This window comes from Brevibacillus brevis, from assembly GCF_031583145.1.
Taxonomy (GTDB): Bacteria; Bacillota; Bacilli; order Brevibacillales; family Brevibacillaceae; genus Brevibacillus; species Brevibacillus brevis_E.
In genome coordinates, this window is the sequence record NZ_CP134050.1 from 5,733,334 (window position 1) to 5,750,073 (window position 16,740).

Sequence of the window (16,740 nt, forward strand, 5' to 3'; positions counted from 1 at the left end):
TGTTAAAAAGACCCTCTGTTTTCACAGAGAGCCTTTCATTTTGTCATCTGGTTGACATGTTTCTCAAGCAAAATTAGGAGAGAAGCTGACCTTTACCGTTTCCGGAACAGAAGCTTCACGAGTCTTCGGCTTTTCCTTCGTGACCCGCTCGACATCCGCTCCCAGCGCTTGCAGCTTTTCCGTAAAGTTCACATAACCGCGGTCGATGTGATGGAGCGCGGACACCTCCGTCTCGCCTTCCGAGACGAGACCTGCCAGCACGAGCGCTGCTCCCGCACGCAAATCCGTTGCGGCGACTTTGCTTCCGGTCAGCTTGGAGCCGCCCTCGACGATCGCACTGCGTCCCTCGATTTTGATGTTGGCATTCATGCGGCGGAATTCTTCCACGTGCATGAAGCGATTTTCAAAAACCGTTTCGGTGACGATGCTGGTCCCTTCCGACACGAGCAAGAGCGCCATCATTTGCGACTGCATGTCCGTCGGGAAGCCTGGATACGGCAATGTCTTGAGATCCACGGCTTTCAGCGGACCCGTGCGACGGACGCGAATGCCGTTTTCCTGCTCGTCCACTTCTACGCCCATCTCCCGCAATTTGGCGGTGACGGATTTGAGGTGATCGCAAATCGCGCCTTCCACGAAGACATCCCCGCCCGTAATCGCAGCCGCAACCATAAAGGTCCCCGCTTCGATCCGGTCCGGAATGACGCAATGGGTGCACCCCTTCATCTTGTCTACCCCTTCAATGCGAATCGAGCCCGTACCGGCACCCCGGATTTTCGCACCCATCCGATTGAGGAAGTTGGCCAAATCTACGATTTCCGGCTCTTCCGCCGCGTTTTCAATCACGGTGGTCCCTTCTGCCAACGCAGCTGCCATCATGATATTCTCCGTAGCCCCTACACTTGCGATATCAAGATAAATTTTCGCGCCTTTCAAGCGACCCTCGACACTCGCCTCGATGAAGCCTTGTCCGATCTCGATTTTGGCTCCCATCGCCTCGAACCCTTTCAGGTGCTGATCGATCGGCCTTGTACCAATGGCACAACCGCCTGGAAGAGCGACTCTGGCACGTCCTTGTCTTGCCAAGAGCGGCCCCATTACCAAAAAGGATGCGCGCATTTTGCGGACGAGTTCGTAGGATGCTTCCACGCTGGTCAGCTTGGCAGCATTTACAGTCAACACTTCATGATCATATGTAAGGGAGATTCCCATCGATTTCAAGAGGTCGCAGATTGTCCTGACATCGTCGAGAGCCGGCACATCCGAGATGACGCATGTCCCTTCTTCGGCCAGGATAGATGCTGCAATAATAGGGAGCACGGCATTTTTGGCGCCGGAGACTTTTACATTCCCCGACAATGCCTTACCACCGCGGACAATAATTTTATCCAATGTGTACCCCTCCGCGTGCTAATATTCCACTGTGATGATTGGTGTGCCTACGGTGATCCACGTTCCTGCATCATCGCTGTCCCGATGGGTCGCCACCTGTAGATTCATCTTCTGTCCGTTTAACGCGATGAATGGTTCCCATGCGCGGGTATACCCGGAAATGCTGACAACCGTCTCATCCTGCAAACGTTCAATTTCTGTTGCGTGGAGGGAACGAAAAATCGACAAAATCTTACCCTCCTGTTGGTCAACACTCATCTTAACATTGTACATTCCGCGAATACAAGTGCTAATTTGCGGAATGAAGTCGGCTTTTTTCAGGGCATTCGCGAACGATTCCTGTAATTGTTCCATATATAGTAGAGATTGACGGCTTCCTTTGAGCTGCCACACTACATATGTGTCAAACGAACCATTTTTGGCAACGCCTGACACCTCGTAGCGGATCTGGACGCCGCCTTGCGTGGTTTCTGTCTGATATGCGAGCATCTGGTTTTTCCGCGAGATTTCGACATGGGTAAAAGGAATCTCTAGCTGTTTTGCCCACCCTTTGGCCAACTCTTCGACTTCCTCCGGGCTGCTGACGAGTCCTATCGAGGTACGTGCACGCACCTGCACTTCGGTAGCCGTGGCACCGGAGTCTTCCATTGCCTGGAGCAGCTGTGCGGCTGCCGGCTTTTCTTCTGCAGCCCCGGCAGGCATCAAATAGACTGCTCCCATGCACACGACAAGCGCCACTGCCAGCGCCAACCACCCTGACCTTTTCCCCATGATTGATCCCTCTTCCCGTTTCAACTCTCTTTGTACTTCTCATTTTGTACATGAAACTGGGTGGATATACCAATCAGTCAGGGGGAAGTTCGAGCTTTTAGGAAAACAGGTTGCCAAACGTGAGCGACCAGCCCAGATAATCCAGGAAAAACCGGGAAATCTCGTAGCCCACTACAATAGACAAAAAGATTTGGAGCAGCTTGGCCTGTGCTCCGTTCGGCCGTTTGAGGATCTTTTCGAAACGGAACGATTGAAGCGCCCACCAGCTGAGCCCGATGAACACGATGTTCAGCACAATGCTCAAAAAACCGTACACTTCTTGCGACACATTCTCTTCCTCCTCTGATTTTATTTCAGCAGCCGCGTGCGGCGTATACGCAACAGGTCTCGTTTCTTGTCATTTTCGTGACAAGCCGCTTCAGAGACGCAGTCTGCGCGGCAATTGCTGCTACGCCTCCCCTTTCTCTCCGAAGCACCAGTCCAGGATTCCCCCCGCTGGAACGTACCTTTGAACATACAAAAAGGACAGCCCCTGCATAGAGGCTATCCTACTATTGTACATGAAGTGCTATCCTGTTACGAGTCTCATTGGAAGCTCGGCGGGAGCATGTTGCCAAAATCAAACGACGGGTTGAAATGCGCCTGGACGTAATCGGTCACAAGTCCCGGAAACGCCCCGAAAAACACGGTGGCGACTGCCATGACGAGCACAAACGCCCAGATGCCCTTTGGCACAGGAAGCGGGGCTTCGCTCGTCCCCGGACGCATGTACATTTGCCGAATGATTCCGAAGTAGTAATAGTACGAGATGACGCTGGTGATGATCATGGTCGCGGACAGCCAGTAGTTTTCCTGTGCCAGCGAGCCCATGAACAGATAGAATTTGCCGAAGAACCCTGCCGTAACCGGGATCCCCGCCAGGGACAAAAGGAAGATCGTCATCGCGATGGCCATCGCCGGCGAACGGTGATACAAGCCCGCGAAGCCTTTCAAATCCTCCGACTGCTGCTCGCGGGAAACGACCATGATCACCGCAAAGGCTCCAAAGCTGACCAGCAAGTAGCCGAACAGGTAGAAGATCGCCTGGCTGAAAAACAGGGTGGTCGGCGGCACGAACGAAACGAGCAGGTACCCGGCCTGCGCAATTCCCGAGTAGGCCATCATGCGCTTGACATTGGTCTGACGCATCGCCATCGTATTCCCGACGATCATCGAGAGCGCGGCCATCAGCCCGAGGTAGAAGCTACCCTGTTCGAAAAAGAATCGGCTGCTTACTCCATCGGTCACGTAGAGGAAAGAGACGAGCAGCAGGCGGAACAGCAGTGCGAAGCCCGCGGCCTTGGACACCACGGCGAGAAATGCCGTAACGGGTGTCGGTGCTCCCTGGTAGACATCCGGCGCCCACATGTGATTGGGAACGGCCGAAATTTTAAAGGCAAGACCTACCGCCAGGAAGACAAAGGCCATATAGACGAGGAACGAATAGCCTGCCATCGACGCTTCCGCCAACCGCCCCGCAATCTCGTACACATGCGTCGTTCCGGTAAGGCCGTACACGTAGGACATCCCGAACAGCGTAACGGCTGTCGCGATGCTTCCCGTGACCACGTACTTGAAAGCCGACTCGTTCGAATGGAGCGACTTTTTCCGCAAGCCAACCAGCACGTAGGAAGAAAGGGACAAGAGCTCCAGACCGACGAACAAGGTGATCAAATCGGCCGAGGATGCCATGACCATCGCTCCCAGCAGAGCCGTCAGCAGCAGGTAGTAATATTCTCCCTGATGCTCGACTTCCCTCTGCTTCAAATAGGAAAGGGACAACAGCAGCGCAAAGGCCGTCCCGGCCAGGAACAGCAGCTTGAACGCGTTGCCGTAGCTGTCGATGCGAATCATGTCCGCCATGTAGCTGTACGGCTTGTCGAGCGAGCTTTCGTTGGCGAAGACGAATACGGCAGCCAGCACGACTCCGACCAGGGACAGCCAGCCGATCACCTGTTTGCCCAGCCTTTTTCCCGCAAACAGGTCGAGCAGCGAGAGCACGGTAGCAAAGCCAAGAATGATAAACTCGGGCAGAAGGTAGCTCCAGTCATACGAGAAAATATCTTTTACGTCCATGGATTACCCTCCTATTCCCGTGACGATGGGTACGATCGTTTTCAAAGCTTGCTGCATCGGATTGCCCAGGACAGCCGGATACACCCCGATCAGGATAATGCACCCCAACAGTACGACCATCGGGATGACTTCCATCGGCTGAGCGTCGGCGAGGCCGATGAACCGGTCAGGCATCCTGCCGAATGTCGTGCGCAAAATGGCGCGAAGCAGATACACAGCCGTGAGCACGATGCCGAGCGCCCCTACCGCCGCAAGTACTGGCATGCGTCCGAACAATCCCAGGAAAGCGAAAAATTCGCTGATAAACCCGGACATGCCCGGCAGTCCGAGAGAGGCCATCCCGCCCGCCAGCAAGATCCCGCTGACAAACGGCATCGATTTGGCGAGGCCGCCCAGGTCGTCGATCATCGAAGTCTCGGTGCGATCCCAGATGACGCCGATCAGGAAGAACAGCAGCGCCGAAATGAAGCCGTGGGACACCACCTGGAACATCGCTCCCTGGAAGCCGATCGTATTCATCGAAGCGAGCCCGAGGAGGACAATTCCCATGTGGCTGATACTGGAGTATGCGAGGACCATTTTCAAATCTTTCTGGACGAATGCCAGCACGGCTCCGTACAGGACGTTGATGATGCCGAGCACGGCCAGCCAGGTCGAAAAGCCGTACGCCTGCTCCGGGAAAAAGCCGATGCCCATCCGGATGAGACCGTAAGCCCCCATCTTGAGCAAAATGCCGGAGTGAATCATTACGATGGATGGAGGCGCCTGCACGTGGACTTTGAGCATCCATGTGTGGAAAGGAAAAACCGGAAGCTTGATCGCAAAGGCGATAAACAGCGTCAGGAACAACCCGTAGCGAAATGCCGGCGTCATGAGCTGCGCTGCCGGGTGCTCCGGCGTGGACAATATCGTCGCGATCTGGTCGATATTCAACGTGCGCAGCATGATAAAGAGTACGATGAAAGCCAGGAGCATGATGCCGGAACCGATCCCGTTGTACAGCAGGAACTTGTTGGCCGCACGCTCGCGCTCTCCGTAGCCCCAGATGCCGATGAGGAAAAACGTCGGCACCAGCGTCATTTCAAAGAAAATAAAGAACAGGAACAGGTTGTCGGCGGCAAAGACCCCGAGCATCCCGATCAACAGGATGTGAAACAGGATGAAATACTCTTTCACTCTCTTTTTGATCGACCAGGACGCTGTCGCTGCCAGCGCCGCGATAATCGTCGTCAGCAGGATGAGCGGCATCGATATGCCGTCTACGCCCAGTTCGTAATTGATGTCAAACGTAAAGACGGTGCCCGCCTGACCCATTTGCGACATCCCGATGGGAATGGAAATCCAGTCATGCTTTTCCACGAACTGCAGATTGGCCGTGTCGTAACGGAAGGCCCCGAACATCCACAAAGACAGGAGCAGTGGCAGCAGTGTACCGAAAACGCCGACCTTCTTGATGGCTCCCCCTTGATGACTCGGCACGAAAGCGAGAACGATGATCGCCAAGAGCGGCGAGAACACGATTGACGACAAAAGGATATTAGCGACCGAACCCAAAGAGTCCACCTCCTCCCGCCGTTAGGCTGATGGCGACAATCAAGAGCAGCAGGCCAAAGAGCACCACGGCTCCGTAAGACTGCACCTGCCCGCTCTGCATTCTGGCGTGCAAGGCGCCGATCCCCTGCACAATTTTCGCCACAAGTCCTACCAGACCATCCACGATGTACTTGTCAAAACCGTTCAGGACAATCCCCAGCCAGCCGAGCGGCCGTACGATTGCGTACTGGTACAGCTCATCCACGTAATACTTCCGGTAGGACAGCCGGTACAGCCAAGGCAGCGTCTCCGGTATCGCATCTGCCGGAACGGATTTTTTCCCGTACATGAAATAGGCGAGCACAATTCCCAGAATGGAAATCGCCAAGGCGAGCACCTGCAGCCAAGTCGCCGTATGCTCCCCGCCGTCGCCAAACACGCTCGTGATCGAGTCGCCGGTACTGGTGGCAAGCAGCCAGTCGGACAGCATCGGGGCGTACGGCGTATTGACAAAGCCCGCAACGATCGCCAGCACAGCCAGGATCAGCAAGGGGCCTGTCATCACGGAAGGCGACTCGTGCGCTTCGTGTTTCCCGCGCGGCTCTCCGGTAAAAGTCAGGAAGTACAGACGGAACATGTAGAACGCCGTAAAAAACGCGGCCACCAGAGCAATCACCAGCAGATCGAAGCGATGTGCGGCATAGACAGCGCCGAGGATCTCTTCCTTGGACCAGAAGCCGGCAAACGGGAAGATTCCCGCGATCGCCAGACAGCCGATCAAAAACGTCAATGCGGTGATTGGCATTTTCTTCCACAGCCCACCCATTTCAAACACATCCTGTGTATGTACCGCATGAATGACGCTGCCTGCCCCGAGGAAGAGCAGCGCTTTGAAGAAGGCGTGGGTCATCAGATGAAAGGATCCGGCGACGTACCCGGCAGCTCCCGCTACGCCCAGAGCCATCATCATGTACCCGAGCTGGCTCACCGTCGAATACGCGAGCACCCGCTTGATATCCCTCTGGGTGAGCCCGATGGAGGCTGCAAAAATCGCCGTGAAGCCGCCTACGTAAGCGACGACCGTCAAAGCCGTCTCCGAAGCGATAAACAACGGATAGGACGCGGCCACGAGGTACACCCCTGCGGCAACCATCGTCGCGGCATGGATCAGCGCAGATACCGGTGTCGGACCTTCCATCGCGTCGGGCAGCCACGTATGAAGCGGGAATTGGCCGGATTTGCCGACCGCGCCGACGAAAATGAGGATGGCCGCGAGTGTAATCATCCACGGCTCCAGCCTGCCAAGTGCCACACTTTCAAAAATTTGCTCGAAGTCAAAGCTGCCGGTCCACCAGAACAACAGGCAGATCCCGATGAACAGCCCCAGGTCGCCGACGCGGGTGACGATAAACGCCTTTTTCGCGGCTGCCTTCGCCTCCGGCTTGAAGTAGTAGTAGCCTACGAGCAGGAACGAACAGACCCCTACGAGCTCCCAGAAAATGTACACCTGCAGCAGGTTGGGCGAAATCACCAGACCCAGCATCGAAAACGTGAACAGCGCCAGGTACTGGTAGAAAACCGGAAATCGTTCGTCGCCGTGCATGTAGCCTCTGGAGTAAATCTGGACCAAGAGGCTGACCAATGTCACGATGACCAGCATCATGGCATTGAGCGGGGTGACCTCGAAGCCCATGTTGATCACGATATCCCCCACCTGGAGCCAGTCGACGACAAACTTGTAATCGGTCGCTGCCGTCTGAAATCTCTCCCAGAAAACCAGGACCGCGATCACGAACGAAATAGCCGTCAGCACAATGCCGACCAGAGAAGCTCCTTCTTTCAACTGGCGACCAAACGAAACGATCACGATGAAAGCAAGAAGCGGAAACAGAGGGATGAGCCAGGCGTAGTGCAGAAGAATATCCATCTTTGTCCTCCTTATCAGGTTTCCATCTTATCGTTTCATCTGATCCATCTCGTCTACGTTGACGGTTTCCTTGTTGCGGTAAAGAGCAATCAAAATGGCGAGTCCCAGAGCCACCTCGGCCGCTGCGACCGTCATGGAAAACAGGGTGAAAATCTGCCCGGTGACCGCCGGGTGCAGGCCGTATTTGGAGAAGGCGACGAGATTGATGTTCACCGCGTTCAGCATGAGCTCGATCGACAGCAAAACAACGATGGCGTTGCGCTTGGTCAATGCCCCGTACAATCCGACGCAAAAGAGGATCAATGCGACCAGGAGATAGGAGGTAATGCTTACCGTCATTCGTTATCCCCCTCCTTCTTTGCCATGATGATCGCTCCGATCAAGGCGACCAGCAGCAAGACAGATACCAGTTCGAACGGAATTACATATTCGGTGAATACCGCAAGGCCGATTTCTTTCGCATTGCTTGCCTCGGAGGCGACAGGCGGCGTCGATGCGGGCCACGGCGTGTTTTGGATCCCCCAGAACAACAGGGCAAACACCACGACGATAAACAAGAGGATAAACCGGTTCTTCCACGTGCGCCCTGTTCCTTCGTCGTTGGCGTCGTGCTTGGTCAGCATGATCCCGAACAGCATCAAAATGGAGATGGCTCCCGAGTAGACGAGCACCTGAGCCACACCGACGAAATCCGCCCCGACGAGAACGAAAAGCCCTGCGATACTGATAAAGGTAATGCCGAGCGAAATCACCATGTGCACGACGCGGGTGAAGCTGATCATGAACACGGCTCCGCCGATCGTCATCAGGGAAAGGATAAAAAAGGCTGCGAATTCGCCAGTCATCGCTAGTTCTCCTCCCTGACGTTCGTATTGTTGTCATCGAGCCACTTCAGGTTTTTGTACAATTCGTCCCGGCTGTAGGTCGCAAGCTCGAAGTTGTTGGTCATTACGATCGCTTCCGTCGGGCAAACCTCTGTGCACAAGTCGCAAAGGATGCAGATTTCGAAGTTGATATCGTAGGTGTCGATGATTTTCCCTTTCTTTTCAGGATCGGGATGAGGCTTGCCTGTCAGTTGAATGCACTCAGTCGGGCAAATCCGCGCGCACTGGTTGCAAACAATGCACTTCTCCGGGGAAAAGTGCTGGATACCGCGGAACCGCGGCGGCATGGGAAACGGAACATCCGGATAAAAATGGGTCACTTTTTTCTCGGTCAGTTTTTTAAAGGTATATCCCAGGCCCTTGGCCAGTCCTAGCATGTGTGTCCCCCCTCAGATATGAGAACTTCGCTGCGCCAAGCCTTTGGCGAGCCTACGCGATGAAATGCAAAACCCGGCCTCTTACCGAATGTTGCTGCGATCCAGCAGACAGCTGGCTACAGCGTGCCATTCTGATAGGAGATGACGACGGCTGTGAGCAGAATGTTAAACAGCGCCACGGGCAGGAGCACTTTCCAGGCGAACGACATCAGCTGGTCGACACGCATGCGCGGCATCGTGGCACGCAACCAGAACTGAAAGAAGACGTAGAGGGAAAACTTCAGGATGAACCAGACAATTCCCGGGATGAAGCTGAGCGCCGGATGAATCGGCAGCCAACCGCCCAGGAACAAGATGGTGATCAGCGTCCCCATCCCGAACATGTACACGTACTCGGCGAGCATGAACATCGCGAAGCGGAAGCCGGAGTATTCGACGTGATAGCCTGCAACCAACTCCGATTCGGCCTCCGGCAGGTCGAACGGCGTACGATTCAGCTCCGCCTGTGCCGCCACGACAAATACCACAAATCCGATAAACTGCGGAACGATGTTCCAGACATCCTGCTGTGCCAAGACAATTTCCCTGAGATTCATACTGCCCGTCATCAGGACGATCCCCACCACGGACATGACCAGCGGGACTTCATAGCTGATCATCTGCGCAGCGGAGCGGAGACCCCCGATCAGCGAATACTTGTTGTTCGAAGCCCATCCCGCCGTAATGACACCCAGCACCGTGATCCCGGAAAGCGCAATGTAGTACAGGATGCCGATTCCCAGGTCGGCGAACTGAATGCTGTCCGTAAACGGCATGACGGCCAACACCGCGAAGGCCGGCGCGTAAGCCAGGATCGGCGCCAGCGTAAACAAAGCTTTATCGGCATGCTCCGGGCGCGTGTCTTCTTTGATCAAAAGCTTGGTGACGTCTGCGACCGTTTGCAGCAGTCCCAACGGACCTACCCGGTTGGGACCGATCCGAAGCTGCATCCATCCGATCACTTTCCGTTCGAAGTAAATGGCGTAGGTCACGAATCCCAGCAGTACGGCCAGCAGGATGACCGCCGCCAGAATGAACCAAAAAGTCGTTCCCCATGAAGGTGCTTGCTGCAAGAGTTCCCTCATTAACAGTCAACCTCCCCAAGCACGATGTCGATACTGCCCAGGATGGCAATCATGTTTGCCAGGCTTTCTCCCGCAAGCAGCTTGGGCAGGATTTGCAAATTGGTAAACGAAGGGCGTCTGAACTTCAGCCTCCACGGCTTATCCTTACCCTGGCTGGCTATGTAACAGCCGATCTCTCCTCGAGGGGATTCGATACGCACGTACGTTTCACCTGCCGGCGGACGGATGACGCGCGGTACTTTTCCCATGACTTCTCCCTCGCTCGGAAATTGATCGAGCGCCTGCTCAAGAATGCGAAGCGACTGTTCGATCTCCGCCATGCGCAGATGGTAGCGCGCCATGCAATCTCCCTCGGTCGCGGTCGGGACGTCGAATTCGAAGCGGTCGTAAATGCAGTACGGTTCGTCTTTCCGTAAATCCCACTTGATGCCGGTCGAACGGAGCATGACGCCGGAAAGCGAATAATCCAGTGCTGTCTTGGCGTCGAATTTCCCGATTCCCTTGATCCGGCTGATGAAAATTTCGTTTCCGGTCACCAGCTGATGGTAGTTGGGCAGCTCGCTTTTCATGTATTGCACGAAATCCTTCGCCTTGTCGATCCAGCCGGGAGGGGCGTCCCATTTGACCCCGCCTACCCGCATGTAGTTAAAGGTCATTCGTGCGCCGCACAGCTCGTTGAACAGGTCGAGGATCTTTTCCCGATCGCGGAAAGCGTAGAGAAACGGGCCCATCGCCCCGATGTCGAGCAGATAAGTCCCCCACCAGACCAAATGGCTAGCCACGCGGTTGAGCTCCATCGCGATCAGCCGCAGAAACTGCGCACGCTCGGGAATTTCCAATCCCATCATCGTCTCTACCGCATGGCAGAGCACGTAGTTATTGGTCATGGCGGACACGTAGTCCATCCGATCTGTATACGGGATGATTTGCGTATAGGTCAGGTTTTCCGCCAGCTTTTCCGTACCGCGATGGAGATAGCCCATGACCGGGATGGCTTCCCTGATGGTTTCCCCGTCGATCTTGACGACCAGGCGAAACACACCGTGCGTACTGGGATGCTGGGGACCTACGTTGAGCAGCATCTCCTCCGTGCGAATGCCGGTATCGGGTGAGGTCATGCCCTGAGTCGTGAGGATGTTCTGGTTCATCGATTAAACCTCCTCGTCGTATTGCACGTAATCTTTTCGCAACGGATAGCCCACCCAGTCATCGGGAAGCAAAATTCGACGCAAATCTCTATGTCCCGGGAAATGAATGCCGAGAAGGTCGAATGTCTCCCGCTCGTTCCAGTTCGCCCCCTGCCAGATGTCCACGACGGATGGGACTGTCGCATTCTCCCGGCTCGTCTTGACCTTTACTGCCACGCTTTGCCGATTTTTGTAGGAGTAAAAATGGTAATAGACCTCCATGCGATCTTCGTAATCGACTCCGTGCAGGTCGGACAAATAGTCAAAGCCCAGCTGCTCGTCTTCTTTCAAGTAACGAGCCACATCGTGCCAGCGGTCGGTTTTGACCACGAGGGTCGGTACTTCCTTCGCCAGCTCGTTGATGTAGGCTGCTTCAAGGATCTCCGGCCCGAATGCTTCGTTCAGACGGGCGACGTACTTGTCGAGGAAGGGCTGGTTTTTGGAAGGAGCCTTGGGGGCAGCTTCGGCAGCTCCGTCGCCATCCGCTGTCCCTGCCGCTTTCGCTTTCGCAGCGGCTGCTGCGGCCGCCTTGGCTTTGGCTGCGGCAGCTGCTTTCGCTTTCGCATCGTCTCCCCCTGCATCTCCTGTCTCAGCACCGGCTCCGCCTGCTTCGCGAGCCGCCTTTGCCTTCGCTGCTGCGGCTGCTGCCGCTTTTGCTTTGGCCGCCGCAGCTGCCTTCGCCTTGGCATCGGCATCCGCACCGCCCGTTTCAGAGCCCTGGGCAGCCGCTTCCTTGGCTTCCTTCGCGGCCTTGGCCTTCGCCAGTGCCTCCGCCGCTGCAGCAGCTTTTGCCGCTTTCTTTTCCTCCGGCGTCATTTCCGACACCGGCTTCGACGGGGCTGATGCCGTTTCGGCCTGGGCAGCCGCTTCCTTGGCTTCCTTCGCGGCCTTGGCCTTCGCCAGTGCCTCCGCCGCTGCAGCAGCTTTTGCCGCTTTCTTTTCCTCCGGCGTCATTTCCGACACCGGCTTCGACGGGGCTGAAGCCGTTTCGGCCTGGGCAGACGCTTCCTTGGCTTCCTTCGCGGCCTTAGCCTTCGCCAGTGCTTCCGCCGCTGCAGCAGCTTTTGCTGCCTTCTTTTCCTCCGGCGTCATTTCCGACACCGGCTTCGACGGGGCTGGTTCGGCCTGGGCAGACGCTTCATGAGCCGGTTCATCCTGAGCAGAAGCTGGCCCCCACTGGGCAGCCGGCTGCTTTTCTGCCTCGGCAGCTCCCGCGCTCTCCTGTTCTCTTAATTTTCGCAAAGCTTCGGCCTTGGCGCGGGCCTCGGCTGCCGCCTTCGCCTTTTCCTCCGGCGTTGGCTTCTTTTTCTCGTCGCTCATTGACTGGTCACCCGCTTCCCAGTCTTCGCCTCATAGCGAATCTTTTCTTGCAGCTTGTTGATTCCGTATATCAATGCAGCTGGATTTGGCGGGCAGCCCGGGATGTACACGTCTACCGGAACGATTTGGTCTACGCCTTTCACTACGCTGTACGAACGCACATATGGTCCGCCCGCAGTCGCACAGGAGCCCATCGCGATGACCCATTTCGGCTCCGGCATTTGGTCGTACAGCCTGCGGAGCAGCGGCGCCATCTTTTTCGTAACCGTGCCCGCCACGATCATCACATCGGATTGTCTCGGGGAAGCACGGAAAATCACTCCAAAACGGTCGAGGTCGTAGCGTGCTCCACCTGATCCCATCATTTCGATCGCACAACAGGCGAGGCCGAAAGTAAGCGGCCAGAGGGAGTTGCTGCGAACCCATCCCTTTACCGTCTCCAACGTCGTGAACATGACGTTTCGATCCAGCTCCTCTTGCAATTCAGGCGCAATGCTTGTCAGGTCTAGTTCCATTCCAGCACCTTCTTTCTCCACGCGTAGATCAATCCCACTACCAGCAAGGATATAAAGATGACCATCTCCACTAACGCAAACAGACCCAGCTTGTTGTAGGCGACGGCCCACGGGTACAGAAAGAGCGTTTCTACATCGAAAATCACAAACATGAGCGCAAAGATGTAATACTTCACATTGAAGCGTACCCAACTGTCACCGACCGGAATGTTACCGCTTTCATAAGTGGTTTGCTTCTCTCGCGTCGGTTTCTTGGGACGTAGCAGCGGACCGACGAAGCTCACAGTAGCCACGGGCAATAACACACCAAGGATCAAAAAGATGGCGACAATGACATAATTGTTGGTATAGATGTCATTCACCCACATTCCCTCCGCTTTCGTGAAAGGTATGAATCCATTGCCTGCCCTCTATGGAGTGGAGACTGCCACAAAGGGTTACTGCCTGCAGTATTCTGATGTAGGTCGTGCAAAAGGCGCCTTCTGATACTGGTCGAAGCCTGCCCAAGGATGCAGAACCGCGATTGGCGGATGCCCATCCTTGCTGAATCAGACCATGCAGCAGCGAAGTGCTACAATCTGATTCGATTAGAAAAAAATACCTTTACCATTATAGCAAATTGCCTAAAAAGTGTCTAACGAAAGGCTTCCTGCCGTGCCATATAAAGAAAAAAACTCAGGGGAGTTTCCCTAAGTTTTTCCATCATCAATTGATGACCAAACGAATAAACTTGTCTGATCATCCTGTATGTCGTTACTGTACGTTTTGGGAGAATTGCTCGCCGAGGAAGTCCTCGTATACGCGCTCCCATACGACCGTAAAGGTCATCTTTTCGTCTTCCGGAATCTCCAGGATGTTCTCGACGGCTTCCTCCAGATAAGGGGTCAGCTTGATCAATACTTCCGTGAGCATCTCGTCGTTGGTATTCAGCATGCTCTTCAGCTCACCCTTGGAGAGGTGGAACGTGTTTTCTTCTTGTTCATGCAGCATCATGACCAGACGGCTGAAGACCGGGTGAACCAGCGCTTCCAGCTTGATGTGTGCAAGCGCCAGCGATTCCGCATCGGTCAGCTTGAACAGGTCTGCGGCGTCCGGGAACGGGTACACCGGAACATCCCACACATCGCCTTTGTCGATAAGCAGTCCCCATTTGCTGAACAGCTCGATCGCCTCTTCGCGGTTAGCTGGATATTCGTAATTGGAACGGCCCAGGAACGCTTTGAAACGGTTCAGCGAGTTCACGTAGCCTTTGAAGTCCTCTTCGGATTTGAATTGCTCTGGTGTCGGCGTAGCAAAGGTACCCTTCAATGCATTGAAATCATCCAAGGCCTTTTCCATTTCCGCTTTGGTTTCATGCTTCGTAACGACATAGCAGAGCGCTTGGAACAATACGTTCATTTCATGAGACAGCACGCTGGACCAACCGTTGGCCGCATAGCTGCTGGGAATCACTACGCCTTCGTTGTTGTGGCGGATATCGCGAATGGTTTGCATTCCTACTACTCTCCTTTTTCCCCAATAGCCAATGCCGCTTCATCCCGATGTCATCCATACAATACGCTAGTCGGCAGGGCATTAGGTCTATTATACACAGAAACCATAGGCAATTACCAACTGGAAATATCATGACCCCAAACACTCCCAGTGCATTGCCTTGGTACGAAAAATCCCCGCAGCCACGTGGGCGCGGGGATGCCAGCCTATTGCATTACTTCGTCACATCGAGGCGAGCCATCGCACGTTGCAGTGCACGCTCGGCACGCTGGAAATCGAGGTCGGGATACTTCTCGGCCAAACGCTTCTCGGCGCGAGCTTTCGCAGCCTGTGCACGTTCGACGTCGATGTCTCCCGGCAATTCAGCCGTTTCAGCAAGGATCGTGACTTTATCGCCGCGCACTTCCATGAAGCCGCCGCTTACCGCCATCCGTACTTCTTTTTCGCCTTCTGTCTTGATCCGAACTGGCGCTGTTTTCAGCGGGCTCACCAACGGCATGTGATTCGGCAAAATACCGAGATCCCCAACTACACCGCGGGCAATGACCATTTCGGCTTGACCGCTGTAGACAACCCGTTCAGGAGTTACGACTTCAACTGTCATCTTGCTCACTTACTGGTCTCCCCTTTCCAGGGTGTCTTACGCCATCATTTTTTTCGCTTTCTCAACGGCTTCTTCGATGGTTCCCACGTACAGGAACGCACCCTCAGGCAGATTGTCGTGCTTGCCTTCCAGGATTTCCTTGAAGCTGCGAACCGTTTCTTTCAGCGGAACGTATTGGCCTGGGTTACCGGTGAACTGCTCAGCAACGTGGAAGGACTGGGACAGGAAACGTTGAATGCGGCGTGCGCGTCCAACTACTTGCTTGTCCTCGTCGCTCAGTTCGTCCATACCCAAGATTGCGATGATATCTTGCAGTTCTTTGTAACGCTGCAGGATTTTTTGCACGCCACGCGCTACATCGTAGTGTTCTTGGCCTACGACGTCCGGAGACAGGGCACGGGAAGTGGACGCAAGCGGGTCTACCGCAGGGAAGATACCCAACTCGGCGATGGAACGCTCCAGGTTGGTGGTAGCGTCCAAGTGAGCAAACGTAGTTGCAGGAGCCGGGTCGGTGTAGTCATCCGCAGGTACGTAAATCGCCTGAATGGACGTTACGGAACCTTTTTTGGTGGAAGTAATGCGCTCTTGCAGCTGACCCATTTCGGTAGCCAGTGTCGGCTGGTAACCTACCGCGGACGGCATGCGGCCCAAGAGAGCGGATACTTCGGAACCTGCTTGGGTAAAGCGGAAGATGTTGTCGATAAACAGAAGCACGTCGCGGCCTTCTTCATCACGGAAGTATTCCGCCATAGTCAGACCGGTCAGAGCTACGCGCAGACGCGCGCCAGGCGGTTCGTTCATTTGTCCGAATACCATCGCGGTTTTCGGCAATACGCCTGCGTCTTTCATCTCGTGGTACAGGTCGTTACCTTCACGGGTACGCTCCCCTACACCAGCGAATACGGAAATACCGCCGTGCTCTTGTGCGATGTTGTTGATCAGCTCTTGAATGGTAACGGTTTTACCTACACCCGCACCACCGAACAGACCGATCTTACCACCCTTGATGTAAGGAGCCAAGAGGTCAATAACCTTGATTCCTGTCTCAAGGATCTCAACAGTAGTCGCTTGCTCTACGAACTCAGGAGCTTTGCGGTGAATCGGGTCGCGACGATCTACTTGACCCAGCTCTTGCAAGTCGATCGGCTCGCCCAGTACGTTGAATACGCGTCCAAGGGTTACGGCACCCACCGGAACGGAAATAGCTGCACCGGTGTCGACAGCTTCCATGCCACGAACCAAACCGTCGGTGGAAGACATCGCTACGGTACGAACCAGGTTGTCACCCAGGTGAGTCGCAACCTCGACAGTCAAATCGATGTCGCGCTCGCCCGCGCTTTGTGCTTTATGTTGAATTTTGATCGCATTGTAAATGGCAGGCAGGTGTCCACGATCGAACTCGATGTCAACAACCGGACCCATTACCTGAACCACGCGTCCATTCGCCATCTTACTTCTTCCCTCCTGTAAAGCTGAATTGGGAGCTATTCGCTGCAC

The 16,740-nt window shown here is 55.0% G+C and carries 17 protein-coding genes; all 17 read right to left on the reverse strand.

Annotated features, from left to right (window positions below; all coding sequences use genetic code 11):
- Positions 1-63 precede the first annotated feature (63 nt).
- Entirely contained in the window at positions 64-1,392 is a 1,329-nt protein-coding gene (gene murA / locus RGB73_RS28250) for a UDP-N-acetylglucosamine 1-carboxyvinyltransferase (RefSeq protein WP_310766682.1), read from the reverse strand.
- Positions 1,393-1,410: 18 nt separating this feature from the next.
- Complete coding sequence (locus tag RGB73_RS28255; RefSeq protein WP_310766685.1) at positions 1,411-2,187, reverse strand: YwmB family TATA-box binding protein; 777 nt, start codon at positions 2,185-2,187, stop codon at positions 1,411-1,413.
- Between the two features lie 73 nt (positions 2,188-2,260).
- Entirely contained in the window at positions 2,261-2,491 is a 231-nt protein-coding gene (locus RGB73_RS28260; RefSeq protein WP_310766688.1) for a DUF1146 family protein, read from the reverse strand.
- 257 nt (positions 2,492-2,748) lie between these two features.
- Complete coding sequence (gene nuoN, locus RGB73_RS28265; RefSeq protein WP_310766691.1) at positions 2,749-4,278, reverse strand: NADH-quinone oxidoreductase subunit NuoN; 1,530 nt, start codon at positions 4,276-4,278, stop codon at positions 2,749-2,751.
- 3 nt (positions 4,279-4,281) lie between these two features.
- Entirely contained in the window at positions 4,282-5,832 is a 1,551-nt protein-coding gene (locus tag RGB73_RS28270; RefSeq protein ID WP_310766694.1) for a complex I subunit 4 family protein, read from the reverse strand.
- Complete coding sequence (nuoL, locus tag RGB73_RS28275; protein WP_310766697.1) at positions 5,816-7,738, reverse strand: NADH-quinone oxidoreductase subunit L; 1,923 nt, start codon at positions 7,736-7,738, stop codon at positions 5,816-5,818. The genes RGB73_RS28270 and nuoL overlap by 17 nt, the downstream gene beginning before the upstream one ends.
- Before the next feature lie 27 nt (positions 7,739-7,765).
- Positions 7,766-8,077 carry an NADH-quinone oxidoreductase subunit NuoK gene (gene nuoK, locus RGB73_RS28280; RefSeq protein WP_310766700.1) on the reverse strand — a complete coding sequence of 104 codons (312 nt, stop codon included), beginning with the start codon at positions 8,075-8,077 and terminating at the stop codon, positions 7,766-7,768.
- The gene (locus RGB73_RS28285) at positions 8,074-8,583 is read right to left on the reverse strand and encodes an NADH-quinone oxidoreductase subunit J (protein ID WP_310766703.1); all 510 of its coding nucleotides are present in this window, start codon (positions 8,581-8,583) and stop codon (positions 8,074-8,076) included. Before RGB73_RS28285 ends, nuoK begins: the two co-directional genes overlap by 4 nt.
- A gap of 2 nt (positions 8,584-8,585) precedes the next feature.
- Complete coding sequence (gene nuoI / locus RGB73_RS28290) at positions 8,586-8,999, reverse strand: NADH-quinone oxidoreductase subunit NuoI (protein WP_310766706.1); 414 nt, start codon at positions 8,997-8,999, stop codon at positions 8,586-8,588.
- 116 nt (positions 9,000-9,115) lie between these two features.
- On the reverse strand, positions 9,116-10,123 hold the full coding sequence (nuoH, locus tag RGB73_RS28295) for an NADH-quinone oxidoreductase subunit NuoH (RefSeq protein ID WP_310766709.1): 1,008 nt from the start codon (positions 10,121-10,123) through the stop codon (positions 9,116-9,118).
- Positions 10,123-11,271, reverse strand: coding sequence for an NADH-quinone oxidoreductase subunit D (locus RGB73_RS28300; RefSeq protein WP_310766712.1), 1,149 nt, complete (start codon positions 11,269-11,271; stop codon positions 10,123-10,125). The genes nuoH and RGB73_RS28300 overlap by 1 nt, the downstream gene beginning before the upstream one ends.
- A gap of 3 nt (positions 11,272-11,274) precedes the next feature.
- Entirely contained in the window at positions 11,275-12,630 is a 1,356-nt protein-coding gene (locus RGB73_RS28305) for an NADH-quinone oxidoreductase subunit C (RefSeq protein WP_310766715.1), read from the reverse strand.
- Positions 12,627-13,145 (reverse strand): NuoB/complex I 20 kDa subunit family protein, encoded by a 519-nt coding sequence (locus RGB73_RS28310; protein WP_310766718.1) that lies wholly within the window; start codon positions 13,143-13,145, stop codon positions 12,627-12,629. The genes RGB73_RS28305 and RGB73_RS28310 overlap by 4 nt, the downstream gene beginning before the upstream one ends.
- Positions 13,136-13,507, reverse strand: a complete 372-nt coding sequence (locus RGB73_RS28315; RefSeq protein ID WP_310766721.1) for an NADH-quinone oxidoreductase subunit A — start codon at positions 13,505-13,507, stop codon at positions 13,136-13,138. Before RGB73_RS28315 ends, RGB73_RS28310 begins: the two co-directional genes overlap by 10 nt.
- Positions 13,508-13,898: 391 nt before the next feature.
- Positions 13,899-14,639, reverse strand: a complete 741-nt coding sequence (locus tag RGB73_RS28320) for a DUF6042 family protein (protein WP_310766724.1) — start codon at positions 14,637-14,639, stop codon at positions 13,899-13,901.
- 214 nt (positions 14,640-14,853) lie between these two features.
- On the reverse strand, positions 14,854-15,252 hold the full coding sequence (locus RGB73_RS28325) for a F0F1 ATP synthase subunit epsilon (RefSeq protein ID WP_310766725.1): 399 nt from the start codon (positions 15,250-15,252) through the stop codon (positions 14,854-14,856).
- 27 nt (positions 15,253-15,279) lie between these two features.
- Positions 15,280-16,692 (reverse strand): F0F1 ATP synthase subunit beta, encoded by a 1,413-nt coding sequence (atpD, locus tag RGB73_RS28330; RefSeq protein ID WP_310766728.1) that lies wholly within the window; start codon positions 16,690-16,692, stop codon positions 15,280-15,282.
- Between the last annotated feature and the right edge of the window lie 48 nt (positions 16,693-16,740).